This window comes from Rhodococcus sp. 008 (assembly GCF_001682295.1).
Classification (GTDB): domain Bacteria; phylum Actinomycetota; class Actinomycetes; order Mycobacteriales; family Mycobacteriaceae; genus Rhodococcus_F; species Rhodococcus_F qingshengii.
In genome coordinates this window covers 415,695-441,537 of the sequence record NZ_CP012749.1, presented here as the reverse complement: position 1 = coordinate 441,537, position 25,843 = coordinate 415,695, and the positions used below count along the sequence as shown (strand labels likewise).

Annotated in this window: 22 protein-coding genes; 14 read left to right on the top strand and 8 right to left on the bottom strand. The window is 62.9% G+C overall.

The genetic code is table 11. The features are described from left to right. Positions 1-29: 29 nt before the first annotated feature. On the bottom strand, positions 30-1,520 hold the full coding sequence (locus tag AOT96_RS01950; RefSeq protein ID WP_065351236.1) for an acetyl-CoA acetyltransferase: 1,491 nt from the start codon (positions 1,518-1,520) through the stop codon (positions 30-32). 139 nt (positions 1,521-1,659) lie between these two features. Between AOT96_RS01950 and AOT96_RS01945 the strand changes: the two genes are divergently transcribed. Next, positions 1,660-2,484 carry a helix-turn-helix domain-containing protein gene (locus AOT96_RS01945; RefSeq protein ID WP_042920975.1) on the top strand — a complete coding sequence of 275 codons (825 nt, stop codon included), beginning with the start codon at positions 1,660-1,662 and terminating at the stop codon, positions 2,482-2,484. Positions 2,485-2,527: 43 nt separating this feature from the next. Here the strand turns inward: AOT96_RS01945 and AOT96_RS01940 are convergent, their stop codons facing one another. Together AOT96_RS01940 and AOT96_RS01935 are read right to left on the bottom strand one after the other, a co-directional pair. Continuing rightward, positions 2,528-4,285, bottom strand: coding sequence for an ABC transporter ATP-binding protein (locus AOT96_RS01940; RefSeq protein WP_065351235.1), 1,758 nt, complete (start codon positions 4,283-4,285; stop codon positions 2,528-2,530). After that, positions 4,282-5,940 (bottom strand): ABC transporter ATP-binding protein, encoded by a 1,659-nt coding sequence (locus tag AOT96_RS01935; RefSeq protein ID WP_225320113.1) that lies wholly within the window; start codon positions 5,938-5,940, stop codon positions 4,282-4,284. The genes AOT96_RS01940 and AOT96_RS01935 overlap by 4 nt, the downstream gene beginning before the upstream one ends. 257 nt (positions 5,941-6,197) lie before the next feature. On the opposite strand from AOT96_RS01935, the gene AOT96_RS01930 reads away from it, so the two are divergent. The 5 genes from AOT96_RS01930 to AOT96_RS01910 are packed head-to-tail and all read left to right on the top strand — an operon-like array spanning position 6,198 to position 11,167. After that, complete coding sequence (locus AOT96_RS01930) at positions 6,198-7,085, top strand: siderophore-interacting protein (RefSeq protein WP_223304402.1); 888 nt, start codon at positions 6,198-6,200, stop codon at positions 7,083-7,085. After that, positions 7,082-8,209 carry a Fe(3+)-siderophore ABC transporter permease gene (locus tag AOT96_RS01925; protein ID WP_020908594.1) on the top strand — a complete coding sequence of 376 codons (1,128 nt, stop codon included), beginning with the start codon at positions 7,082-7,084 and terminating at the stop codon, positions 8,207-8,209. The genes AOT96_RS01930 and AOT96_RS01925 overlap by 4 nt, the downstream gene beginning before the upstream one ends. Next, positions 8,206-9,255: an iron-enterobactin ABC transporter permease gene (gene fepG, locus AOT96_RS01920; protein WP_003946259.1), complete on the top strand. Its 1,050-nt coding sequence runs from the start codon at positions 8,206-8,208 to the stop codon at positions 9,253-9,255. The genes AOT96_RS01925 and fepG overlap by 4 nt, the downstream gene beginning before the upstream one ends. Before the next feature lie 23 nt (positions 9,256-9,278). Continuing rightward, positions 9,279-10,130 (top strand): ABC transporter ATP-binding protein, encoded by an 852-nt coding sequence (locus AOT96_RS01915; protein ID WP_050794099.1) that lies wholly within the window; start codon positions 9,279-9,281, stop codon positions 10,128-10,130. Beyond that, on the top strand, positions 10,127-11,167 hold the full coding sequence (locus AOT96_RS01910) for an ABC transporter substrate-binding protein (RefSeq protein ID WP_054827505.1): 1,041 nt from the start codon (positions 10,127-10,129) through the stop codon (positions 11,165-11,167). The genes AOT96_RS01915 and AOT96_RS01910 overlap by 4 nt, the downstream gene beginning before the upstream one ends. Before the next feature lie 2 nt (positions 11,168-11,169). Here the strand turns inward: AOT96_RS01910 and AOT96_RS01905 are convergent, their stop codons facing one another. Continuing rightward, on the bottom strand, positions 11,170-12,144 hold the full coding sequence (locus tag AOT96_RS01905) for an ABC transporter substrate-binding protein (RefSeq protein ID WP_065351234.1): 975 nt from the start codon (positions 12,142-12,144) through the stop codon (positions 11,170-11,172). A gap of 71 nt (positions 12,145-12,215) precedes the next feature. Beyond that, entirely contained in the window at positions 12,216-12,854 is a 639-nt protein-coding gene (locus tag AOT96_RS01900) for a TetR/AcrR family transcriptional regulator (protein WP_030536301.1), read from the bottom strand. Positions 12,855-12,938: 84 nt separating this feature from the next. On the opposite strand from AOT96_RS01900, the gene AOT96_RS01895 reads away from it, so the two are divergent. The 7 genes from AOT96_RS01895 (at position 12,939) to AOT96_RS01865 (ending at position 20,933) form a co-directional block, all read left to right on the top strand. After that, on the top strand, positions 12,939-14,321 hold the full coding sequence (locus tag AOT96_RS01895; RefSeq protein WP_065352746.1) for an MFS transporter: 1,383 nt from the start codon (positions 12,939-12,941) through the stop codon (positions 14,319-14,321). A gap of 55 nt (positions 14,322-14,376) precedes the next feature. Continuing rightward, positions 14,377-15,369 (top strand): ABC transporter substrate-binding protein, encoded by a 993-nt coding sequence (locus tag AOT96_RS01890; RefSeq protein ID WP_065351233.1) that lies wholly within the window; start codon positions 14,377-14,379, stop codon positions 15,367-15,369. Beyond that, complete coding sequence (locus AOT96_RS01885; protein WP_231917383.1) at positions 15,366-17,255, top strand: ABC transporter ATP-binding protein; 1,890 nt, start codon at positions 15,366-15,368, stop codon at positions 17,253-17,255. Before AOT96_RS01890 ends, AOT96_RS01885 begins: the two co-directional genes overlap by 4 nt. Beyond that, positions 17,252-18,988, top strand: coding sequence for an ABC transporter ATP-binding protein (locus AOT96_RS01880; protein WP_065351231.1), 1,737 nt, complete (start codon positions 17,252-17,254; stop codon positions 18,986-18,988). Before AOT96_RS01885 ends, AOT96_RS01880 begins: the two co-directional genes overlap by 4 nt. 5 nt (positions 18,989-18,993) lie before the next feature. Further along, on the top strand, positions 18,994-19,635 hold the full coding sequence (locus AOT96_RS01875) for a TetR/AcrR family transcriptional regulator (protein WP_054780876.1): 642 nt from the start codon (positions 18,994-18,996) through the stop codon (positions 19,633-19,635). A 97-nt stretch (positions 19,636-19,732) separates the two neighbouring features. Next, entirely contained in the window at positions 19,733-20,233 is a 501-nt protein-coding gene (locus AOT96_RS01870; protein WP_003946235.1) for a nuclear transport factor 2 family protein, read from the top strand. A 25-nt stretch (positions 20,234-20,258) separates the two neighbouring features. Next, a complete protein-coding gene (locus tag AOT96_RS01865) occupies positions 20,259-20,933 on the top strand; it encodes a pyridoxine/pyridoxamine 5'-phosphate oxidase (RefSeq protein ID WP_064687522.1) in 675 nt (224 codons plus the stop codon). Positions 20,934-20,951: 18 nt separating this feature from the next. On the opposite strand, the gene AOT96_RS36530 is transcribed toward AOT96_RS01865, so the two are convergent. From AOT96_RS36530 to AOT96_RS01850, 3 genes are all read right to left on the bottom strand, one after another. Then, positions 20,952-21,260, bottom strand: a complete 309-nt coding sequence (locus AOT96_RS36530; RefSeq protein WP_306669658.1) for a hypothetical protein — start codon at positions 21,258-21,260, stop codon at positions 20,952-20,954. Between the two features lie 340 nt (positions 21,261-21,600). Continuing rightward, positions 21,601-22,251 (bottom strand): nicotinamide riboside transporter PnuC, encoded by a 651-nt coding sequence (pnuC, locus tag AOT96_RS01855; protein ID WP_050654516.1) that lies wholly within the window; start codon positions 22,249-22,251, stop codon positions 21,601-21,603. Beyond that, the gene (locus tag AOT96_RS01850; protein WP_372447529.1) at positions 22,251-23,855 is read right to left on the bottom strand and encodes a peptide chain release factor 3; all 1,605 of its coding nucleotides are present in this window, start codon (positions 23,853-23,855) and stop codon (positions 22,251-22,253) included. The genes pnuC and AOT96_RS01850 overlap by 1 nt, the downstream gene beginning before the upstream one ends. A 352-nt stretch (positions 23,856-24,207) precedes the next feature. Between AOT96_RS01850 and AOT96_RS01845 the strand changes: the two genes are divergently transcribed. Beyond that, positions 24,208-25,842, top strand: coding sequence for a fatty acyl-AMP ligase (locus AOT96_RS01845; RefSeq protein WP_007728923.1), 1,635 nt, complete (start codon positions 24,208-24,210; stop codon positions 25,840-25,842). Position 25,843 lies beyond the last annotated feature (1 nt).

Below are 25,843 nucleotides of genomic sequence, written 5' to 3'. Positions count from 1 at the left end.
GACGGCTGTCTACTGTCAGAACGCTACTGTCAGAACGTGAGCGTGAGTCGCCCGTTCTCGTCGCTGATGTGAACAGTTCGCCCGATCGACGGAGGGTTGTCACCGCGAAGCTGGGTCAGTTCGGCGGCATTCTCGGGACCGGTGTGACCGGCGACGCGGCCGCCGTCCGGCGTTGCCGCGATCACGAACCCGATCTCAGGCTCCCCGGTGCGGCCGTATTCGACAGAGGCCGTAACTATTTCCGCCGTGCCCGTGTAATCAGTGATCAGTTCCGGAACCTCCGCAGTTAGCGCGCGTGCGTCGGGATCACCGACGTACCCGCCAGCGTGAGCGGCGGACGACAGCAGTACGCAGTGCTGGTAGGTGAGGAATCCACCGTTGCCGTGGACGAGGGCAAGGTTCGCGCCGTCGCGAATTCGCCTGGTGACTTCAGCGACGGAATGCAGGGTGTAGCTGTTGAGCGGTCCGCCGAAGAACGAGTGTCCTCCGGTGACGCTTGGGATCGCGGTATCGGGAAGTCCGAGTTCGCGGATCAACAGCTTGGGCACGATCGGGAAGCAGCTGTAGGCATCGACGATGTCGAGTGCGTCGGCGCCGACTCCGGCACCGTCGAGTGTGCGATGTACGGCGTCATGCATCGCGGCCGAGCTGTCGAAGCTGTTGCGGCTGAGTATGTCCAACGGATCACTCGCACCTGCGCCGCCCCAGAGGTACACCAGCTTGTTTTCATCGATCCCGAACTCGCGGGCCGTCGACAACGAGCAGACGACAACGGCGGCAGCCTGATTGACGAAAGGCATGGCGTTGAGCATCAGCGGGTACGGCTCGGAGACCATCCGATTGCCGGGGCCGACGGTGCCGATCTCGTCTGCCGATCGGATCTCCGACGTCCAGGAGGCGGGATTCTTCGAAGCCAGTTCCGAGAACGCGGCGTACATCCGCGCGGACCAGTCGAGCGATTCACGGGCGTCGTGGCCCTCGGCAGCACTGAAACAGTTCTCGAAGAGCGGGTAGACACGAGTCGGCACGATGAAACCGGCGCGCTGCATTTCGGGGCTTCCCAGGTCGGTCGGATCGAATCCGGGAGGCCCACCGGGCGCGGCTGTCCACCCGATCGAGTCGGGGGCGACTCCGGACTTTCGCAGCGCGGTGCTGCTGGCGTGCGATTCGCCGCCCACGAGCAGAGCAGCCGAGGATTCACCGCGAGCGATGGCCGCGCCGATCCGATCGAGGAGCGCCGCGGGCCAGTGGCCACCGATCGGCGAGGTAGAGGTGACCGGGGGGGTCGCGCCTAATCGTGAGGCAAGCAGCCCGGGGAGATCGTCGTACGACCAGCTGACTGTCTTGATCGCGAACACGGAATCGATCTGTGTTCCCAGTTCAGCGTGTCCACTGTCGTTCAACGCGGCGACGGTGGTGTCGTGAATCAGATCGAGGGGTTCGCGGTGCCCGTCGGCAGGATTCCGGCGCAGATCGCCGACGCCGACGATGACCGGGATTCGTGATGCGTCAACCATCATGTACCTCTCGTTGCCGACCCGTAGCCGGGAGTTGCAGTCACGATATCGGGGACCCTGGTATGTGTAACTCTGGGGTCACAGTCAACGATTTTCGGGTTCCTATTTAGGTATGCCTAACGAAAGTCCTATACTCGTCTTCATGACAGCTGTGGCAGAGAGAATTTCGGTGCCCGTGGGGCCGCGTTCCATCGATCACCCCTACTCGATGACAACGGTGACTCTGAAGCTCTCTCATCAGCGGCAGTGGGCCCCGCATCGTCATCCTGAACATGAGCTGATCTGGGGAAACTCCGGTGGAATGCTCACGGTTGTCGCTGACGGCATCACTTGGGAGGTGCCGCCTTCGGCCGGACTGTGGCTGCCTGCCGGGGCGTTGCATGCCGTGAAGGCCGGTCCGGGTACGGAGTTCTTCTGCACCTACTTCCGGCCCGAGGCTCACGAGGCGCCGTCGGGTGTTCCGGGCTTGTTCGGTGTCAGCGCTCTCCTGCGTGAGGTACTCCTGCACATGCATCGGCGGAACATGCCCGACGAGGCGCGCAGTCGCGCCGAGCGGGTGGCCTTCGACATGTTGCAGCCGCTCGAAGTCGCTGCGGTGGAGGTTCCGATGCCGACCGATCCGCGAGCGTTGTTCGTTGCCGAAGCGTTGGTCGCCAATCCGGCAGACCAGCGGTCGCTGTCCGAATGGGCGCTGACGGCTGGCGGTAGCGTCCGTACGCTGACGCGTGTGTTCGCGCAGGGCACGGGAATGACTTTTGCGCAGTGGCGAATTCAGGTACGTGTCCGCGCAGCATTGACGTATTTAGCTGCTGGAGTGCCGGTTTCGGTTGTCAGTAGGCGGGTCGGATACGAAACTCCGAGTGCCTTTGTCGCAGTGTTCCGCCGGGTCACCGGCCGCACACCCGGCAGCATGATGAACAAGGGGAGTGTGGCGCCCGAATCGGTGCCGTACCTTCTGCACGCATGAGTTGGGTTGCACCGGGCGGAAGTGCTCGGTGCAACCGTCGCGGTCAACTCCGCGGAGCGGACCACGCTTCCCACAGCTCCGCGTACCGACCCCCGAGGTTGACCAACTCGTCGTGAGAGCCGTGCTCGACGACGCGGCCGTCGTCCATCACCAGGATCTGATCGGCGTCGACGGCCTGTGAGAGTCGGTGTGCCACTGTGACAGCAGTGCGACCTCGGGTCAGGGCGAGCGCGGCGTCGTCGAGGACCCTGGCTCCGGCGCTGCCCGCTTCGGCGGTCGCCTCGTCGAGAATCAGCAGCGGCGGATCCAGTAATTCGATTCTTGCCAACGCAAGTTGTTGTGCCTGTGTTGCGGTCAGCCGGTGTCCACCGTCTCCGACCACGGTTTCGAGTCCGTCCGGGAGAGCCCGCAGCCAATCCGACGCGCCGACGGTATCGAGCGCCGCGGTGATGTCGTTGTCGGTTGCCGACGGGTCGGCCAGCCGCAGATCCTCGGCCAACGTGCCGGCGAAGACGTGGACCTCCTGCGTTACGAGGGCCACCGCGCTCCGAGATGTCGACGGTGGCAGTTCGTTCCGGGGCACCGTCCCGATCTTCACGACGCCTTCGGTCGGTTCGTAGGTTCCCGCGATCAGCTTTGCGACTGTAGATTTTCCGGCTCCGGTAGCGCCCACCAGTGCGGTGACGGTTCCTGCCGGAATGGTGATGTCGATGTCTCGCAGAACAGGAGCGTCGCCGCTTCGGTACGAGAATGTGACGCGTTCCAAAGAAGCTGAGCTGTCGACAGGTTCCTGCGGATCGGTCGGTGCAGATGGCACGGGCGCAAGCGTGACTCCGACCAGGCGAGCCAACGCGATTGTGCCTTCCTGCAATTCGTCGAACACGCTGAGAACCGCGCCCACCGGATCGAAGAGGCGGTGGAAGAACAGGGCTGCGGCGGTGGCGGCACCGATGCTGATCTGACCGTCTTTCACCAGCCAGAAGCCGGTGATCAGCACAGCGGACAGGCCGATGAACTCCGCGATGTTGAGCCGGCCGAAGAACCTGGTGCGTAGACGCGTGGTCAACAAGCTCAGCCGGACGGCCGTCATCGATCGAGATTCGATCTGTTCGAGATGCGGCTGGGCCAGGCGAAGCGATCCGACGGTGTCGGAGTTGCTCAGCGAGTCCAGGAGCTGTTGCGCACGTGCACCTTCTGCCTCCCGCTCCTCGCGGTAGACCGGTGCCGACCTCGAGAGGTACCAGCGCAGCGCCTGGATCTGGATGGGTGCCGCGATCACCGCGGCGACGGCGAATCTCCAATCGAGGCTACCCAATCCGATCAGCGTCAACACGATGGTCAGTGCCGCGGTGGCAAAAACCGGAAGTGCTTCGGATACGGCCCGGGTCACCAACCGCACGTCGCCGGTGATGCGGGAGACGAGATCTCCGCGCCCGGCCCGTTCGACGTCGCTCTGCGGAAGGTCGAGAACCCGGACGACAACTTCTTCGCGAAGGTCGGCGACAACGCGCTCGCCGACGCCGGCGAGTAGGTAGTTGCTCATTCCGACGAGAAGTGACGAGGCAACCGCGATGCCGACCAACGCGAGAGTCAGTGTGCCGATGCGAGAGACAGCGTCGCCGTCTGCGTCGGTCACGGCGTCGACCATGGCGCCGAGGACCAGCGGTGTGAGCAGACCGATCGCGGTCGCGGCGGTCAGGGTGACGACTGCTGCGATCGCGGAAATCAGGTGGGGTCCCATCAACCGAAGTGCCGCGCGCCGCGCCTGTTTCGGTGTTGCGGTGGGGAGTAGTTCGTTCACAGCTCGATCACCCGATCGCAGATATCGAGCAGCACTGGGCTGCTGGTCAGAAGTATTGTGGCGTGCGCCCCGCGTACCTCGGCGATCCCGCGAGCAATGCGTGCTTCGGTGACGGAGTCGACGGCAGTGGTGGGATCGTGCAGGACCAGGACGGGAGCTTCGCTCGCCAGTGCCCTCGCCAACGCGATGCGCTGACGTTGACCGCCGGACAAAGAATTCCCTTGCTCGGTGACTCGGGTTGCGAGGCCGAGCGGCAGTGCCGAGATCACTTGATCTGCCGCAGCAGCGGCGATGGCCTCGTCGTTGCGGCTGCCGATCGGTGCGAGGGCGTCGATGTTGTCGCCGACTGTGCCGATGAACAGTGCCGCGTCGTGCGGTGCTGCCAGAACGTGAGTGCGAAGTTCGTCGATGTGCAGCTCGTGAATGGCGTTGTCGCCGAGATGAATTGTTCCGCTCGAAGGCTCGATTCGACGCGCCAGTGCGTCGACCAACGCATCCGCCCAGGCGGCATTCTCGGTGACGATGCCGATGATCTCGCCGCGTTTGACGTCGAGATCGACTGGTGACGCTCCAGCCAACACGACGTCGCGCAGCGTCAGGAACTCGGAGTGATTCAGGGACACAGGTTCACCCGCGGGAGTGACAGCCTCGCCGGTCCCGAGAAGTGCTGCGACGCGGTTGGCCGAGGCGCGTGCCCGTGCCAGGCCGGCGCCGAAGTAGATGATGTCGATCAACGGACCGCGAAGGAACTGTGCCAGACCAACCACGGCAACGAATTCACCGACCGAGATGCTCCCGGACGCTGCCATCCGTCCGCCCACGTACGCGATGACGGCGAGGAAAGCGCCGGCGATCGCAACGTTGGCGGCGGAGTACATCGCTTGGTATCTCTGTGCGCGAAGGGTTGCTTCCAACGAAGTCCGGCTGGCTGCCCGATACCGCTGCGCTGCAGCATCTCCGGCGCCGATTCCGGAGAGGATTCGGAGTCCGGAGAGTAGATCTGCGGCTAGCGCGCCGGCCTTGGCGCCCTGCCACTGATCGGTTTCGGCTCGGCGTTCGAGCGGCCGACTGACCACCTGCATGAGAGCCAGCACCGGGGGAGTGCCGAGGATGACGAGCAGGCCAAGTGGCACCGAGATCACCAGTAGCGAAATCGCGGCGGTCAGCACTCCGCAGGCGGCCGCAAGTTTGGTGCTCAGCGTGTGCGTGAATCCGGCCACCGAACCCGCGTCGGATGTTGCAATCGAGTAGACCTCGCCCGGCATACGCCGCGGCGACATGCCGTGCGGATCGAGGCCTCGGCGCGCGATGTCCATCCGCAAGCGATGTGCTCCGTGCTCGGTGACGGAATCGGAGATGCGCGCCGCGAAGCGCCAACTGAGCAACAAGCCGGTGAAGAGAATTCCGAGAACGAGGATCCACTTTCCGAGTGCGGCGGCATCGTTGGTCGCCACAGCACGGTCGATGACCGCACCGATCACCACCGGCACCAACGCTTCCGCGACCTGGTGGCCGGTGAAGCCGACGGACGCGGCCGCCAGCTTGGCTCCGCGACCTTCGGAAGCGATCGCGCGTGTGATTACCTGACGCGGCGTGATCGCCGGGCTGGTTGGGGGACCGTTTGTCTCGGCCGAAAGAAGTGGTGTCGAAGGCACTGGGTCCACGCTAGGGATCGTGGGCGGTAGTCAGAAGTCACACCGGTGCCAATACTTGTCGTGAACAGGCCATACGTATTGCGTTGGCCGAATTGCGATAGTAGTTGGCCCCGTTGCAGCGGAGAAGGCATCGACTCATCGACGACACTGCAATAAATTAAGGTCTACCTTACTTAGCACGGGTTAACTATGTCCGGAAGTCGGATGGATCCTCGTGTTCGGGTCCGGTTCATGTTCCATCGATGTTGGAGATTGTTGTGAGTCTTGTGTTCGGCGAGGTACTTCACAAGGAGTACGTGACCCCGGGAATGGTTCGTATCGTGTTCGGTGGGGAGGAGCTGACCGCCTTCGAAACCACCGGTACCGGTGACGAATACCTGCGCCTCCACTTCCCGGTCCCGGCTACAGGCAAGTTCGTTCTTCCGGCGGAAGATCCGGATGCACCGCGCGGTTGGCGATACCCGGAGGGAGAGGAACCGTCCCCGTGCCAGCCGTACACCGTGCGACGGTTCGATTCCGAAACCAGCCGCATGACGATCGACTTCGTCGTTCACGAGGGTGGTATCGCCAGCGACTGGGCACAGAAGGCCGAGATCGGTGACAAGTTGGCGATCGGCGAGTCTCGTGGCCTCTACGAGCCCCCGGCCGACGCACGCTGGCAGGTGTTCGTCGCCGACGCGACTGGACTCCCCGCACTCGGGCGCTTGATCGAACAGTTGCCCGCCGGGATGTCGGCCAAGGCGATCGTCGAGGTGGTGGACGAGTCTCACAAGCAGCAGATCACCTCGGACGCCGACGTCGAGTTCATCTGGCTGGTCGGCAGTGGCAACGGTGTTGCACCGTCGAAGTTGCCGGACGCGGTTCGCGCGATGAACTTGCCCACCGAACTCGGATACGTGTGGGTTGCAGGCGAGAGCACGATGCTCCGTGACATCCGCAAGTACCTTCGCCACGAACTGAAGTTGCCGGGTGAGCAGTACAAGGTCATCGGCTACTGGACGTACAAAGCCGAGGTGTGGAACGCGAAGTACGAGGCCCTCGACGAAAGTGTCCGCGCGGCACTCGATGCGGCTTGGGAATCGGACCGCGACGAGGAAGAGATCCGCGACGAGGTCGAGAAGACTCTAGAGAGCGCCGGCTTGTGACCGTTGGATTCGACAAGAGTGCTGTCGACAGCGGTGCGGCGGACAAGAGTGCAGTCGACAAACACACCGAAGAACTGATCGACGAGTCGCTGCAAGAGAAGCAGAAGCAACCGGACGGCCTGGTATCGACCAACTCTCGTCGTATGGCGGGTCTTCTGGTGTGCCTGGTGGTGCTCGCCGCCGTGCTCCTTCTGAGTATCGCGGTGGGATCGAAGACCATTCCGTTCGGGACCGTGATCGACGCGCTGGTGAACTACGACGACTCGAACGATCACGTGATCATCCGTGACCTGCGACTACCGCGTACTCTGCTCGGTCTGATAGTCGGTATGGCACTGGGTGTGGCCGGTGGCCTCATCCAGGCGATGACACGAAATCCCTTGGCTGATCCAGGAATTCTCGGTGTCAATGCCGGCGCGGGCTTCGCGATGGTCGTTGCCGTCGCGGTCTTCGGCTTGACCAGCATCTGGTCGTACATATGGTTCGCTTTCCTCGGAGCGGTGATAGCCACGGCGATCGTCTACACGCTGGGCTCGATCGGTCGAGGTGGTGCGACGCCCATTCGGCTGACGCTTGCCGGTGTTGCCATCGGCTCCGTGCTCGGCGGCATCTCGTCCGGGATCACCTTGCTCAACCCGACCGCCTTCGACCAGATGCGCCAGTGGAATGCCGGCTCACTCAGCGGGCGTTCGTTGGAAATCGTTCTCGCCGTCGCACCGTTCATTCTCATCGGGCTCTTCCTGGCGCTCGCGTTGGCGCGCCAACTCAACGCGGTGGCCCTGGGTGACGATCTGGCACGTTCGCTCGGTGCCAACATCACTCGTACTCGCATCCTCGGTGTCATCGCGGTGACATTGCTGTGCGGCGCGGCGACAGCTGCGGCCGGGCCGATCGGATTCGTCGGTTTGATGGTTCCGCACGTCGCGAGATGGTTCGTCGGACCGGATCAGCGATGGATTCTCCCGTACACGTTGGTGTGCTCGCCGATTCTTCTTCTCTTCTCCGACGTCGTCGGCCGAATCGTGCTGCGCCCGGGTGAACTTCAGGTCGGCATCGTCACGGCCTTCATCGGCGCTCCGGTGCTGATCATGCTGGTGCGTCGAAGCAAGGTGAGCGGTCTGTGAGCATCGATTTCGGGCGCGCCACCACGGTGGTGCGCTCACCCAAAGAAGGCTGGTCCGCGCGGATCGACGTCCGCACGGTCACAGTCTGCCTCGTCCTCGTTGCGCTTGCATTGGCCATCGGTGTCATCGCGCTCGGTAGTGGTGACTACCAAGTGCCGATCGGGGACGTCCTCGGTGCACTGTTCGGCGAAGCCCCCGCGCGTATCCACATGGTCGTCGTGGAATGGCGTCTGCCCCGAGTTCTGTTGGCGCTGATGCTCGGTGCGGCGCTCGGTATGAGCGGTGCGATCTTCCAATCGCTGACCAGGAACCCGTTGGGTAGCCCGGACATCATCGGCTTCAACTCCGGTGCGTACACGGGCGCTCTGGTGGTCATCCTCCTCATCGGTGGTACTTACTACGAGATCGCAGTCGGTGCTCTGGTGGGCGGAATCGCCACCGCAGCAGTTGTTTATCTCCTTGCGTACAAGCGAGGTGTGCAGGGATTCCGGTTGATCATCGTCGGTATCGCCATCAGCGCGATGTTGGGCTCGGTCAACACCTGGATGATCCTCAAGGCGAAACTTGACGACGCCATGGCTGCCGCAGTGTGGGGTGCCGGTTCGTTGAACGGCCTCGGCTGGACTCAGGTGTGGCCGGTGGTCGTCGTGCTGGCCATCCTCGTTCCGCTGATCCTGGTGTTGGGCAGGCGGATGCAGATGCTCGAGATGGGCGACGACGCCGCCAAGGCGCTCGGCGTCCGGGCCGAACCCACGCGGCTTTCCCTGGTTGTTCTCGGCGTCGCCCTGACGGCCATGGTGACAGCAGCGGCCGGTCCCATCGGGTTCGTCTCTCTTGCGGCTCCGCAGTTGGTGAGGCGATTGACCGGTAGTGCCGGAGTGACCCTGCTGCCGTCGGCAGCAATGGGTGGCGCGTTGCTGATGGTCAGCGACTGGGTGGCGCAGCGAGCTTTCGCGCCGACACAGTTGCCGGTCGGCGTCGTCACCGTCTCCATCGGTGGCATCTATTTCGTATGGCTTCTCGCGCGAGAGGCACGTAAGCAGTGATCGGTGAAGGAACGAGGAACAGCGTGAACGAGACAAGTACGGCCGCCGTCGTGGTCGAAAGGACGAATCGGCTTCGCGCCGAGGACGTCACGATCGGTTACGACAAGCGCGTCATCTCGGAACACCTCGACGTCGAAATCCCCGACGGTGGCTTCACCGTCATCGTCGGTCCCAATGCCTGCGGCAAGTCGACGCTTCTGCGTGCGCTGTCCCGGTTGCTCAAGCCGACCACCGGCAAGGTCCTTCTCGACGGTAAGGCGATCACGTCGTACCCGGCAAAGGAAGTTGCGAGGCGACTCGGGCTTCTGCCGCAGACGTCGATCGCGCCGGATGGAATCAAAGTCGCCGATCTGGTTGCGCGAGGGCGTTATCCGCACCAGAAGCTGATCCGCCAGTGGTCCCGAGAGGACGAGGCCGCCGTCATCAAGGCGATGGAAGCAACCAAGGTCACGGATCTGTCGGCCAGGCCGGTCGACGAACTGTCCGGTGGTCAGCGCCAACGTGTCTGGGTAGCTATGGTTCTCGCGCAGCAGACTCCGTTGGTGCTACTGGACGAGCCGACGACGTTCCTCGACATCGCGCACCAGATCGAGCTGCTGGAACTCTGCCGCGATCTGAACGAGAACGACGGACACACGCTGGTGGCGGTGCTTCACGATCTCAATCACGCGTGCCGCTACGGAACTCACATCATCGCGATGAAGGACGGCGCGGTGGTCGCCGAGGGCCCGCCCGCGGAGATCATCACCGAAGAACTGGTGCAGGAGGTGTTCGGCATGGCGTGCCGCATCATCGACGATCCGGTTTCCCACACACCGCTGGTCATTCCGCTGGGACGCGAGCGTCAGCGAAACATCGAAGGAGCAAAGGTATGACACTCGTCCTGGATGCGCAGGTTACCGACACGGAGTGGGCTCAGATCGTCGACCGCATTTCGCGACGCCGATTCTTCGGTGGCGCAGCTGGTGTGGCTGCAGCATTGGCGCTGAGCGCCTGCGGAAGCTCCGATGGCGAATCCGACTCTGCCAGTGACACTCTCCCGTACACGTGGGCCGAGTTCAGCGGCGACGTTCCGCGCGACCCGAAGCGTGTGGTGGTGCTCGACGGCCGCGTCGACCTCGAATTCGCGATGATGATGGACTACCCGATCGTCGGTTCGGGCAACTTCTGGTTCCCCGACGCCAAGGCAGGATTCCAGTTTCCCGGCCGCACCATCGAGGACGCGAGCTTCGTCAACGTCGCCGGCGACTTCTCCACCAACTTCGAGGCTCTGCTCGCTCTCGAGCCCGATCTGATCGTCATCACTGCGATCGGATACACCAGTGACTGGTACGGCACCGAGCGCTTGTCTTCCATCGCGCCGCTGTTGGTCGTCGGCGACGACGTCGAACCGATTGCCGGGCACCCGGTCGACTGGCGAGGTGCTCTGATGGCGCAGGCGAGCCAGCTCGACCGGGTGACGATCGCCGAGGCTTCCATTGCGGAGTACGACGACAAGCTCGCGAGACTGCGACCGATGTTGCAGGAGAAGCTGGGCGGAAAGAAGATCGTGTTCGGCGTTCAGACGCCGACGGGCTTCCTTGTGCATCAGCGGAATCTGCGAATCAGTGTTGCACTCGATGCCGGCCTGGACGTGCTTTTCCGTGACGACGACAATGCAGAGAACTCGTTCGAGTTGTCGTTCGAGCAACTCGACACCTTGGCTCCGGCGGATGTGATCATCGCCCAAGCACGCGATCAGGAAGCGCTCGACGCGATCAAGTCGCAGCCGACGTGGCAGCGGTTGCCTGCAGTTCAAGCGGGCAACGTGTTGACCAGCGACGCGCGATACAACCAAGGATTTGCGCTCACCGCGGCCATCTTCCTCGACGTTCTCGAGGAAGCGGCCGGGCGAATCACTGCTGGGCAGTAAATTCAGGCGACGTTGCGGGCCTGGTCGAGTAGTTGTGCAACCTGCTCGAACCAGGCGCCGTAATTGGCGTAGGTGTTGGGACGCTTGTCGTCGAAGTCGATCACCTGGTTCGCGGTCACCGCGGGCAGCTTGACGAACACGGGTGATGCCGCGAATGCCTCTGCCGACTTCGCGAACTGGAACACGATGTCCGCCGGATAGTCCGGTACCTGTTCCCAGCTGAGATCGGCCCAGCCCTTGTCGCCTCCCGGACCGGTGAACTTCACGCCCAGTTCCTTCAGGTAACCGAACTGAGCGAGCGCCGTTGTGCCTGCGTACAACTCGGAGCTGTCACCGTTCAGGGCGAGGACTTCGATGTCGTCGACCTTGGCCGCAGCAGTTCGGATGCGCTCTGCACCGGATTCGAATGCTTCCTTGCCCTCGCGTGCTGCGGCTGTGTCGGTGTTCCCGCCGAGTGCTTCGGCGAGTGAGGCGTACTCGTTCAACACGTCCGGTGTCGAGGCTCCGGAGAACTTGACGCCGACAAACGGTGCAACATTGTTGACGGTCTTGCCCATCGGCTCGTCCCACCAAGTCCATCGTGTCGGGTCGTCGCTGTTGCCGTACCCGATGACCAGGTCTGGGTCCAGCGCCGCAAGAGCTTCCGCGCTGAGTTCACCTTCACGGCCGACGACGGTCATCGTCGACTCGTCAGCGCGATCGGTGACGTCTGGATTGCCGACGCCGTAACCGAAGATGCCGACCGGCCGAATGCCGTAGTCCCACAGAGCCGCAGCGGAGTACGCGTCGACGACGATCCGCTCCGGGGCGTGGTCGAGGGTGATCGTGTTTCCGTATCCCGTTGTGTAACTCCAGGACTGGTCGGCAGACCTGGTCTCGGTAGAGGGCGCTGCGTCGCTACTTCCGCAACCGGCGAGTAGGAGTGTGGCGACGACGGGCAGTGCGGCAGAGCCGGCGAGCCGGCGATTGATTTTCATGAGAACCTTCCGAACATGGCGAACTAAGCTAGGTAAGCCTAACCTGACATGTCATTCGGGTGTTCTCGGGGTCAGTTGCCCTGCCACATCTGAAGCCATTCGCTCCAGGACGGGGGAGTGATCGTTGGTCGAGGTGTTCCGCCACGAAGTCCGTCGAGCATGAAGTCGAGATAGCGCGTGTGTATTTCGGTGGCTCGATCACCCTCGATCGGCAGAGTGGGCCGCAGATGCACTGTCATGAGCATGACGTCTGCAGCCGTGAAGTCGGGCGGGACTTCGCGAGCGTCGATGCAGACGTCGACCATCGATTGCAGTGCGGCCTCCAATTCTTCGGCGGCACGAGTGACTTCGGCGTGTTCAGGTAACTTGCCGCCGAGGACCGGAATGAGCGGTCCCACTGATTCGGTGAGATATCGCGAGAAGAACGTCTTCAATACGGCTTCATCGGTTTTCGCGGTGCTCATGCACTCTCGGGCGAGGGTGGCGAGGTGGTCGATCGCCCAGACGCGCAGGGATTGCGCCAGTTCCTCCTTGCCTCGGTATCGGCGATAGATGCTGCCTACTCCCACTCCGGCCCGGGTGGCAATTGCCGATACCGGTGCATTCCAACCCTGTTCGGCAAAAATCTCGCGCGCTGCTCGCAGTACGGTGACGTCGTTGTCTGCGGCTTCTCGGGCGCGTCCGGGGAGGCTCGCATTCTCTTTCGCCATTCCCACAGGCTAGCAATGCATGGTTTACTCAATCGGAACGGAGTGTTCCGTTCCGATTCGATTCACGATTGGAGGAAGGTGTCGATGACAACCTTGGCGGAGGCGCCCACGCGATCCGGGAGCCGGGTGATCGCCGCGCTTGCGGGGGCGGTACTCGTCTACTCGCTCATGCAGACCATGCTGGTACCGGCGTTGCCGGTGTTGGGTGAGCATTTCGACACGTCCGTGGCGGTGACCGGCTGGATCCTGACGGCGTACCTGTTGGCGGCCGCGGTGATGGCTCCGATAGTCGGCGCGATGGGTGACCGATTCGGCGACAAGCGAGTCCTGGTGATCGTCCTGATCATCTTCGCTCTCGCGACATTTGCCGCGGCGGCCACCCCGAATATCGGGGTGCTGCTTGTCGTTCGAGCTGTCCAGGGAGTGAGTATGGCGAGCTTCCCGCTCGCGATGGCAGTACTGCGGAGAACGGTAGTAGGTCCCGAGTTGTCTTCAGGGATAGGTTGGCTCGCTGGGACTTTGGGAATCGGCGCCGGAAGTGCACTGGTGATCGGCGGTGTCATCCTCGAGTATCTCAGTTGGCAGTGGTTGTTCGTGATCACCGGGATCTTGATCGTGCTCGCATTGGTCGCAGTGGTGGCCGTGGTTCCGGGCTCGCATCGCCGCCCGGGTATGCCGACGGACTGGGCCGGTGCAGGCGCTCTGGCGTTCGGATTGGTGAGCCTGCTCTTGGCGATCACGAAAGCCTCCGACTGGGGAGTTTTGTCGCTCGGATTCTGGGGTCTGGTGGTAGTCGCGTTCGTTTCGTTCGCGACACTGATTGCCGTCGATTCCCGCCACGACGCGCCGATCGTCGACATGCGAGTCTTTCGGGACAAACCGATGATGATCACCAGCGCACTCACTCTGGTGTTCGGATTCGTGCCGTATATCTTCTACCTCTGCCTGCCGCGGATCCTCCAGGCGCCGGACACGTCCACGTACGGAAGCGGATTCACTGTCGTGCAGACCGGCTTGGCCCTCTTGCCCGCCGCTGTCCTCGTCTTTCTCGGCGGCCGCTTGACGCCGGCTCTAGCGCGGCGATTCGGGCCGCGAGTACCTGCCGTCATAGCCCTGGCCCTCATGGCGGCGGGCGCAATCGGACTCGCGATCTGGCCGAGTTCGGTGGTTGCGATCGTAGCGTTCTTTTCCCTCGTCGGATTGGGGAACGGCGTGGGGTTCGCGGTCTGTGCTCTGTTGGTTGCCTCGATCGTCCCGCCATCGGAAATGGCAGCAGCCAGTGGAGTCAACAGTGTGATCAGAACCGTCGGTTCGGCGGTGGGCGCCCCGGTGACCACAGCGGTCCTGGCGATCGGCATTTCCGGCGACTCGTTCGCGCTGGCGTTCGTGATGGGTGCCGTCATCAGTGTTGTCGCCTGTCTGCCGGCGATTGCACTTCCAGCGACGAGGACTGCACAAAAGTCATGACTTATTGTAGGCTCCCCTAATCGAGACAGCGTGTAACTAAAGCGGGGAGAGAAGGATGTGGCAGCAGTGGGGCCTGCGAGCAACGGCACTCGCAGCGACAGCAACGGCGCTTGTCGGTTGCTCCGTGGGCGGCGATGACGCAGACGCATCGGAAACAGGCGAGTCGTCGGCCGTACCTGCACCTCAGAATCTGCTCGCACTGGACGAGTTCGCAGCGCTCAACGCACTCACGCTCGGGGTCAAGCCCGATACGGTCTTCGCCACGCTGCAGTCGCAGGCGGCGAAGGAGATCTTGCAGAGTGAGGGGATCGAGGTCGTCGACAAACCGACGTTCTTCCAATCACCAGATGTGGAGCAGATCGCGGCCGTTCATCCTGACCGAATCCTGCTCAGTGATGTCGGCTCGTTGACGTCGATCACCGCGCAGGCCAACGAGATTGCCCCGACGACGGTGCTCGCCTATGCGGCGCCGTGGCGCGAAGTTCTGAATACCGCGGCGACTGCACTGGGTCGAGAGTCCGAAGCTCGCGAAATCGTGTCGAGGCTCGAGACCAAATTTGCCGAAGTATCCGGAACGGTCGAGGCGCAACCGCAGACGCTGTCAGTGCTGGTGGGATTCTCCGGCGGCATGTACACCGTCATCCCGGAGTCGCCGATGTCCTCGATCATCGAGGAAGCCGGTTTCGGGCGCCCGCAAGCCGAACTCGACGCGAAGATCGGCCCCAACACAGGTGTTGCCACGTCTTCGGTGTCAGACGAGGAGGTCGGACAGCACGCGGCGGACGCGATGGTCGTGACCTCGGGCAACATCTACGACGGCGCTCTAGTTCACGCAAATCCACTGTTCAACGAGATCTCCGCAGTGAAGGCCGGACGCACGGCGGACGTGAGCGGTGAACTTTGGTTCGGCAGTTATCCTTTCGCGGTCTACTGGATCCTCGAAGACCTCGAGGCTCTTGCCGATCGCACTCTCACCGGCGCGGAACTCCAAGGCCGCATCGCATCCGACGCCGACGCAGTAACCCGATGGAAGGCGTTCTCGAAATGACGACGACACAGGCTACGAAAGCAGACATTTCATCTGAAGAGGCCGACGCATCACAAGGAGCGACGGCCGAAGCCTCGCAAGCCAAAGCTGAAGCGGCGGCGCACAAGAGCGCGCTTCGCGAACTCCTTGCGCCAGTTCGTACACGGACCACCATCGCGATGGTGATGCAGGTGATCGCCGCGGTCGCGGCCATCGTGCCGTACGTGGCCATCGCCGAGTTGGGTAAGACGCTGATCGTGGGCGGCGACATCGACTCGTCTCGCGTCTGGACGATCGTGTGGGTGGTCGTCTTCGGTCTGGGTATGCGCGCGTTCTTCGGAGGCGGTGCATTGATCGTGACGCACTTCGCCGATGTCAATCTTCAAGCTGTGCTTCGGCGTCGAATCGCAGCGACACTCGGTCGACTTCCACTGGGCTGGTTCACCTCCCACTCGTCCGGAACCGTGCGAAAAGCCGCGCAGAACGACATCTCCGATCTCCACTACCTGGTTGCGCACAGCGCCGTCGAGACCACCGGCGCCATTGCGGTGCCGCTCGTCGGGCTCGGCTACGTGATCTCGATCGACTGGCGTCTGGGACTGGTCGCGATTGCCACCCTCCCGATCTACATGATCGCCTACGCGATCATGACCAAGGACATGGCCGTCAAGTTGAGCCGGATGAATGAGGGCATCGCGGCCATCAGCAACACCATCGTCGAGTTCGTCACCGGCATCGCAGTGGTCAAGACCTTCGGTCAGGACAAGCAGTCACATTCTCGATACCGCGACGCTGCCAAGGCGTTTGCCGTCTCGTACGAGGGCTGGGTTCGCCCGATGCTCCGGACCGAGGCGCTGGCCTCGATTGCGTTGAGCGCACCGGTTGTGCTGGTGGTCAACCTTGGCCTCGGCTCGTGGTTCGTTCACTCCGGATGGGTGTCACCCATCGATGTGCTGACCAGTTCTCTTGTCGCGATGGTGATTCCGGTGTCGGTGACGACCATCGGTTTCGGTATGCAGGCACGCCGTGAGGCAGCCGCCGCTGCGGCGCGACTGATCGCGCTGTTCGCAACCGACGCTCTGCCGGAAACCGATCATCCGAAAAAGCCTGTGGGGAACGAAGTTCGATTCTCCGGAGTTTCCTTTGCATACGACGACGGCGCCGACGTTCTGACCGGCATCGATCTGACGCTGCCGGAGGGCACGGTGACGGCGTTGGTCGGACCTTCGGGTTCGGGTAAGTCGACGCTGGCAACGCTGGTTCCGAGGTTCCACGACGTGCGTGCCGGATCCGTGGCCATCGGTGGTGTCGACGTCAGGGAAGTCGCTACCGACGAGCTGTACCGCCACGTCGGATTTGTTCTGCAGGACGTGCAGCTGGTCGAAGCGACCGTGCTCGACAACATTCGGCTTGCCCGACCGCAGGCGACTTCGGCCGAGGTGAAGGCCGCTGCCGCAGCCGCGCAGATCGACACCCGAATCGAAGCGCTCCCGAGGGGGTACGACTCGGTGGTCGGGGTCGACGCCAGATTCTCGGGTGGTGAAGCCCAAAGAGTCTCCATCGCGCGTGCGATTCTCGCGGACACTCCTGTTCTCGTGCTCGACGAGGCAACCGCGTTCGCCGACCCGGAGTCCGAAGCCGATATCCAAGAAGCGCTGTCGCGTTTGACGGTGGGGCGCACCGTGCTGGTGATCGCGCACCGGTTGGCTTCGATCGTGAGTGCCGATCAGATCGTGGTCCTCGACGCCGGACGGATCGTGGAGAAGGGCACGCACGATCAGCTTGTGGCGAGTGGTTCAACCTATGCCCGGATGTGGGCGAGTCACAGTCGGGCCGACTCGATTGAGCACAGTCGGGCCGACAGCATCGCAGGTACGTCTGACGCAGCAGGAAAGGCCAACTCATGATTCGCGACCTCTTCCGGATACTCGGCCCGCAGAATCAGGGCCGTTATCGCGAGTTCCTGGTGTGGGCAGTGTTGTACGGCGTGATGCAGGGTTTGGCAGTGGCGCTTCTGGTCCCTGCGGTGCAGGCACTGTTCGATCAGAACTGGGGCAGTTTCGTTCGGTGGCTCGCCGCCATGGCCGTATGCGCTGTGATCAGTTCGATTGCGCACTACCTGCAGGCGATGAAGGGCTTCGAGTCGGCCCTCACTCTGCTGCGGACGATGCATCTGCGCCTGGGAGATCATCTCGTCACTCTGCCGCTCGGCTGGTTCGGCGCCGGCCGACTCGGGCAGGTATCGCAGGTTGCCAGCAAGGGCACCATCTCGGTGATGGGGGCGGCTGCGCACCTGATGACACCGATCATCTCCGGAATTGCCAGCCCGGCAACCATTGTCGTGTGCATGTTGTTCTTCGACTGGCGGCTCGGGTTGGCGCTGGTGGTCAGCGTTCCGATTCTGTTCGCGGCAGCCAGATTTGCCTCGACGATGACTGCCAAGGCCGACGATCGGGCACATGCCGCAGCCGTCGAATCGAACAATCGAGTGCTCGAATACGCGCGTTGCCAACCGGTCCTGCGTGCTTTCGGACGCACCCACGGGGTGTACGAACCGCTCGACGACGCGATCGAAGCGCAACACACTGCGGGTCGTTCACAACTGTGGTTCGTGGTGATCGGGTCCGTGGTCAACGGGATCGCCCTGCAATTCGTGTTCTCTGCCGTGATCATCTTGGGCGCGTTCCTCGCGCTCGGCGGCGACATCGATCCGGTCACGTTGATCGCGCTACTCGGACTGACCGCACGGTTCATCCAGCCGCTGGGTGAGATCGGCGAGTTCGGCGGTGCAATCAGAATGGCACGCAATGAAATCCGGCGAATGTCCGAGATCCTCGAAGTTGAACCAATGGTCGAACCCGATACCAGCGGGACGGCGACGGGGGAGACGGCAGTGCAGTTCGACGCCGTCGACTTCGGATACGCGGACGGTGGGCAGGTTCTGCGAAACATCTCCTTCGACGTGCCACGGAAGTCGTTGACGGCGTTGGTCGGTCCGTCAGGGTCCGGCAAAACCACCGTCACCCGGTTGATCTCGCGCTTCTACGACGTCGACTCCGGTGTGGTGCGTGTCGGCGGCGTCGACGTGCGGGACCTCACGAGTGCCGACCTGATGTCGCAGCTGTCTCTGGTCTTCCAGGACGTGTACCTCTTCGACGACACGTTGATCGCGAACATCCGCCTCGGCCGCCCCGAAGCCACGGACGAAGAAGTCTTCGACGTGGCTCGGATCGCGGGCGTCGCGGAAATCGTCGAGCGGCTTCCTCGGGGTTGGGACACCCGTGTCGGTGAGGGCGGGACGGCACTGTCCGGTGGAGAGCGGCAGCGGGTCTCCATTGCACGCGCACTCCTCAAACGCGCACCTGTCGTTCTGCTCGACGAGGCGACTGCCGCGCTCGATCCCGAGAACGAGGCACACGTTCAACGTGCGATGCAAGAACTCGCCAGGGAAAGCACACTGCTCGTGATCGCTCACAAACTGTCGACCGTCGTGGCCGCAGATCAGATCATCGTGCTCGGTGACGACGGTTCGATCGTCGAAGTGGGCACCCACGAAGTCCTGCTCGCAGCCGGTGGGAACTACGCCGCGTTCTGGAATCAGCGCCACCGTGCGTCGGGATGGCGGTTGGTGGCAAGCTGAGCAGAATGCAGACCGGAAAGAAGACGGGGCGGCCGCCGACGTTGTCGACAGTGGACATCGTCGAGGCCGCCCTCGCCGGTGATCTGAGTGAACTGACCATGCCGAGCGTGGCAAAGCGGCTGGGCGTCAGTCATTCTGCACTTTATCGCTACTTCGCAGACCGCGAAGCGCTGCTGCGTGCCTGCTCGGATCATGTTGTGCGTCAGACTGTATGGCCCGATACGAATCGTCCGTGGCGCGAATTCCTGAAGGATTTCTGCGACGTTCTGTGGTCCTCGTTCGAGCGCTATCCAGGTCTGGCCCAGGTCGGTCTCGCAGTTCCGGGCACGCCGCCGGCGATAATCGAGATCGTGGAGAAACTGGTCGGTTCGTTGACTGCGCAAGGCTTCACACCCCACGATGCGATATTGGCGGTGGACTTCATCTCCGAGGTGACGATGACGCAGTTCGCAATGATGGCGGCGATGGACAAGACCGTCAGCTCCGCCGATTCACGTTCCGCGCGACAGGCGTATCAGGAAAGTTGGAATGCATCGGAGTCGTTGATCGAGGGAATCGGCGACGAATCGACGTGGCACGGGCGAGGTTGGTTGGACGAGAAGATCACGATCATGCTCGACGGCCTGGAAAAGCGTGTTATCGGCTGACATTTCTACTAGCTTTGAGAGTAATGCCCGTTTCGGCGTGATACAGGCTAATGTGCACACATAGGACGGGTGGTTGCTGCACCGGGAGGCGGGGATCATGGATCTCGAAGCGATTGTTCTCATCCAAAGACTCAAGTACCGATACGCACGCGCCTTGGACACCAAATCGTGGGTCGAATTCGCCGACACTCTGACCGTCGACGCCACCGCGATCTACGGAGAACAACTCAGTTTCGATTCCCGAGATTCGTTCGTCTCCTTCCTCGAGAACACTCTCGGATCACACATCATCACCGAACATCAGTGCGGGCAACCCGAGATCGACGTCGACGGAGACACCGCAACCGGGATCTGGTGCCTCGCGGACACAGTGGTAATCCCCGAAGACGGCATGCTGCTTCGCGGATCGGCCTTCTATCACGACAGATACACCCGCTGCAGCGACGGTGAATGGCGAATCTCCCACACGAGCTACGAGCGGACCTGGGAATCGGTGGTGGCGCTCGCCGACATGCCGAGTTTCCGATTGACGTCCAACAAGTGGGCGCTGCTGCAGCAACCGTCGTTCGGCGACTCGGTCGTTCGCAACGTCTCCTGAGGTCGCCCGCGATTAGAGTCGGCTCATGGTTGATGCAGATTTTTCGCTGCCTGACGTACGGACGTGGATTCGCGGTATCCCCGCGCTGACCGGAACTCCGCCGCCCGCGCCCGAGTGTTTTCCGGAAAAGCCGGGGGAGTTGTTCCTCGACTGGCTCCGTGCGGCCGTGGCCTTCGGCGTCGTCGAGCCACACGTGTGTGCGCTCTCGACCGTGGACGGCGACGGTATGCCTGATTCTCGCTTCCTCATCCTCAAGGACGTGACCGAGGGTGGGTTCTGGTTCTCTGGTTCAGCTGCTTCGCCGAAAGGTGTTGAGCTGAAAGAAAATCCGCGAGCATCGCTCGCCTTCTACTGGCGCGAAACAGGCCAACAGGTCCGGATTCGCGGAACGGTTCGCGAGGGCGACGACGCACTTCGACGCCGAGACTTCGTCGAACGCTCCGTCACCGCGCGAGCGGTGGCGACGGCAAGTAAGCAGAGCGAGGTGCTCGAAGACTTAGGGGCGTACGACGCGTCGGTGGCCGCTGCGGAAGCAAGAATCAGCGACGACCCAGGGTTCGTGTCGAAGGACTGGCGTGCGTGGTGCCTCGAGCCGGAGTCTGTCGAGTTCTGGCAGGCAGACTCCGGGCGTCGGCATCAGCGGTGGTTGTACCGGCGCGGCTCGGACCGAGCATGGACACGAGCAGTGCTGTGGCCCTAAGGGGCAGCTGGGCCCAGATCAGCTCGCGCTGATCTCCGGCGATACGAGGTTGACGACGATCGACTGTCCGCCCAGCTTGGCGTGGATTTCGGGATGTTCGAACCCCGAGGACAACAGGTAGCTGCCGAGCATCGTGAGCAACTCGTCCAGATCCGTCGTGGGATCGGAGGAATGTGCGCTCGAGGGTGAGGCCTGATTTGCGATGAGTTCGGTGTGGGTGAGTCGACCGGCCACTCGAACGGCGGCTACGCCCATCGCGTCGCGACGTACGACGGTACGACTCCGAGTTTCGAGCGTCCTCGATGATTCGCGTGTTGAAGCTGGCACTGAAAGGTCCTCTCCGCTGCTGTGTGCGGCCGTGGTTCGGGCAGGAAGCGGAAACGTGAATGCATCGGATTGCTTGGGTGCGGTCGACAGAAAATCCGCTGTGGCGGTGGCACTGCTGGAACCGTTACCCGTGGAAAGGTTGCTCCCAGAACCATTGCTTGCAGAACCATTGCTTGCAGAACCATTACTTGCGGAACTATTGGCTCTCGATCCGTTGCCGGCACCGTTGGGGCCCGCTATTCCGTGAGAATTCTTGTCTTCCATTGTTTCGCTCCTGATGCCCGTAAACAGACCGCCGGTTTGCTTAATCGACGCAAACATACCAGGAGTTGGTTTACGGTCACACCCCTTGTGGAGTTCGGCGTTGAATGCGCAGCCACATTGCGAAGCCCCACAGGACGAAGAATGCATAGACCAGATAGAGGATCGCCGAAGGGTAATAGCCGGCTCGGAAAAGAAGGGGAACACCAACGGCGTCGACGCCGATCCAGATGAGCCAGAATTCGGTCCAGCCGCGCGCCATGCCGTATGTCGCGAGGATGGAGCCGGTGAAGATCCAGGCCTCCGCCCACGCTCCGTACGAGCCGAGGAGGTCGAAGATCCAGGCGAAAGCGATTGTGCCGCTGGTCATGACGGCGATCATGGCGACGCGCTCGCGAGTTGTCGCCCAATGGGGCAGGACTGCGCGACCGGAGTCGCGTGCCCCGCGTCGCCACTGAGTCCACCCGTAGACGCTGACGGTGATGAACAACAACTGACGGCCGGCCTGGCCGTAGAGATTGAGCTCTTGCGGCGTGTGGAAAAGTGCGCCCATGAACACCGTGAACAACAAGGCATTTCCGGCTATACCGACGGGCCACGCCCATACCGAGCGTCGCGCGCCCGCGATCGCGGAGCCGATGCCGAACGCGTTTCCGATGATCTCTCGCCAGAGAATCGTGGCGCTGCCGATGTGCAGTTCGGCGTCGAACAGCGCCTCGATCAGGCTCATCAGTCCGCAGCAGCGACGAGGGGTTCGAGCGTCAGATCCGGGAGTTCCTTCTGGATGTACTGCAGGCGCCACTTGTCACTGACCAGGGCGAGCAGAACACCGTCGGATCGGGTGAAGACCTCCACACCGCGCTGACGGTTCAGTTCGACCTCGGACGCGGCGTCGGTACGGCGAGCCAATGCGTAGCCGAGCGGTTCCATCTTGGCCTCGACGTTGAACTCGGCCTTCATGCGCGCTGCGACGACCTCGAACTGCATCGGGCCGACAGCCGCCATGACGGGGGAGGCGTCGCCGCGGATGTCGTTGCGGAGAATCTGGACGACGCCCTCGGAATCGAGTTGGTCGACAGCACGGCGGAACTGCTTGTACTTGCCGGCGCTTTCGGCGCGCAGGATCGAGAAGTGTTCCGGCGCGAACGACGGAATCGGCGGGAACTCCACCTTCTTCTCGGTGTACAGCGTGTGGCCGGGTGCGAGTGCGGTGGCGTTGACGAGGCCGACGACGTCGCCGGGGAACGCGGATTCGACGGTGGAACGTTCACGTCCGAATACCGTCTGGGCGTACTTGGTCGTGAAGGGCTTGCCGGTTTGGGCGTGTGTGACAACCATGCCGCGCTCGAACACGCCGGAGACGATGCGCATGAACGCCAGACGGTCGCGGTGCGCGGTGTCCATACCGGCCTGCACCTTGAAGACGACCGCACTGAACGGATCGGTGACCTCGCGCGGCTTGCCGCTGAGGTCTTCGCGCCCACGCGGCGGCGGCGCCAATTCGACGAGGGTGTCGAGGATCTGGCGGACGCCGAAGTTGAGCATCGCGGACGCGAAGATCACCGGGGAAGTCTGACCGGCGAGGAACATCTCCTGATCGTGGTCCTGGCCGGTAGCGGAGAGCAGTTCACTCTCCTCGGCCGCGGTCTCCCACTCGGAGCCTTCCTTGGCGAACGCCGCGTCGGCGTCCATGACCTCTTCGGGGGCGATCTTCGCGCCGCCTGCGGTACGGGTGAAGCGGACGTACTCGCGAGCCTCACCGTCTTCACCGCGCCGCAGCAGTCCGCGGAAGTCGCCGGCGATGCCGACCGGCCAGTACAGGGGGGTGGGTGTGAGGCCGATCCGTTCGCTGATCTCGTCGAGCAGTTCGAGAGGAGTCTGACCGGGACGGTCCCACTTGTTGATGACGGTGATGACCGGAATGCCGCGGTGACGACACACCTGAAACAGCTTGAGCGTCTGCGGTTCGAGGCCCTTGGCAGCGTCGATGAGCATGACCGCCGCGTCGACGGCGGTCAGGACGCGGTACGTGTCCTCGGAGAAGTCGGAGTGACCGGGGGTGTCGACGAGGTTGATGACGTTGATCTGCTCGTCCGGGGTCTCGGACGAGTGGTAGTTGAACTGCAGTGCGGTGGAACTGACGGAAATGCCGCGGGCCTTCTCCATCTCCATCCAGTCCGAGACCGTCGACTTGCGGCCTGCCTTGCCGTGGACGGCTCCTGCCTCCGAGATCTTCTTCGCGTGCAGTGCCAGCGCTTCGGTCAGCGTCGACTTTCCGGCGTCGGGATGCGAGATGACGGCGAAGGTGCGGCGACGCTCTGCCTCGGCGGACAGGCCCTTGGTCGTCGTCGTGACCGCGACCGACCCGCTCTCGGTTGAATCGGGGCCTTCGGTGTCGGACTGGACAGTCGAGTCGGAAGGGACGGTCGAGTCGGACGGGGTAGTCAACGAAGAACCTCTCGAAGTGGGCGTCGGTGCCGGCGACGTGCCGGTGCGCGGACAGGTGGAGAGTGCGGCAGCACAACAGAGAAAGGATACTCGCAGACCACGATGCAATAGCCACTGCGGCGTAACACTCGGCGAACGATCGCTGATTATCCATGTATGTGTGTGTTCGAACACACAGCCATTTGTGTCCTGCGAAGAGTTGCACTGATCGAAGAGTGACACTGACCGAGGAGTTGCGTTGAGCAAGTTCACCGAAGAGATGTATGCGACCGCCGCAGTCACCGACCGCGGCCTGGTGACGGGAGAGCCGGACAACGCTTTCCGTCAGACCTGGGGCGACATCCACCAGGAGGCTCGGCGCATGGCCGGCGGCCTGGCCGAGGTCGGTATCGATCGCGGCGTCGCGATCGGCATTCTCGCCGGACAGCCCGTCGACATCGCACCTGCCTGCCAGGCGACGTGGATGCGCGGTGCGTCGGTGACGATGCTGCATCAGCCGACCCCCCGAACGGATCTGGGCGTCTGGGCTCAGGACACCGAGACTGTGATCGACATGATCTCCGCGAAAGCCGTCATTCTGGGTGCGCCCTTCGACGCGGCCAAGCCGCTCCTCGAAGAGCGTGGCATCACCGTCGTGACGGTGGACGAGCTTCGCAGCGGAACGTCGATCGATCCCGTGGAGACGGCCGAATCGGATATCGCACTCCAGCAGTTGACGTCCGGTTCCACCGGTTCGCCCAAGGCCGTGCAGATCACGCACGAGAACTTCTACACAAATGCCTACGCCATGATCAACCGCATCAAGTTCTCCATCGAAGACGACGTGATGGTGAGCTGGCTTCCGCTCTTCCACGACATGGGCATGGTCGGTTTTCTCACGGTTCCGATGCAGGTGGGCGCAGAGGTCATCAGCATCACGCCGATGGATTTCCTGCGCACCCCGGTGCTGTGGGCCGAACTGATGGGCAAGTACGGCGGAACCGTCACCGCCGCACCGAACTTCGCGTACTCGCTCTTGGCTCGTCGACTCGCACAGGCGGAAGACGGGGCAGTCGACCTGTCCAGCGTCCGATACATGTGGAACGGCGCCGAGCCGGTGGATCCCGACACGATGGATGCACTCGCCGAGGCAGGTGCGCGTTTCGGTTTGAACCCGACTGCGCTGGCGCCCGTGTACGGAATGGCGGAAACCACGCTCGCCGTGTCGATTCCGGATCCCGATCAAGGTCAGGTCCTCGACTACGTCGATCCAGACTTTCTCGAATCGATGTCTCGAGCGGTGCCGTCCAATCGCCCCAACGCTCGTGCCCTCGCCACACTCGGCAAGATGGTGCCTGACCTCGAGGGACGCATCGTCGACCGTGACGGTCAGGTGCTTCCGGCCCGCGGTGTCGGAATCATCGAGGTTCGCGGCAAGGCAGTCACCCCCGGGTACGTCACGGTCGACGGACACAAGCCGGCCCAGGACGCCGACGGTTGGCTCGACACCGGTGACGTCGGGTACTTCACCGAGGAAGGACTGGTCGTGGTGTGCGGGCGAGTCAAGGACGTCATCATCATGGGCGGCCGGAACGTGTACCCCACAGACATCGAACGGGCGGCCGGAACCGTTGCCGGTGTGCGTCCCGGAAACGCCGTCGCGATTCGTCTCGACGCCGGCCAGAAGCGTGAGAGCTTTGCAGTCGCCGTCGAGACCAACGCGTTCGAAGATCCGGAAGAGGTCAAGCGTATCGAACGCGAAGTGGTCCACGCCGTGGTTGCCGACGTCGGTGTCCGACCTCGCGCCGTTGCGGTCCTGGGTCCCGGCAGTATCCCGAAGACGTCGTCGGGGAAGCTCCGCCGCGCGAATTCGGCTGCACTGCTGGGTAACTGAC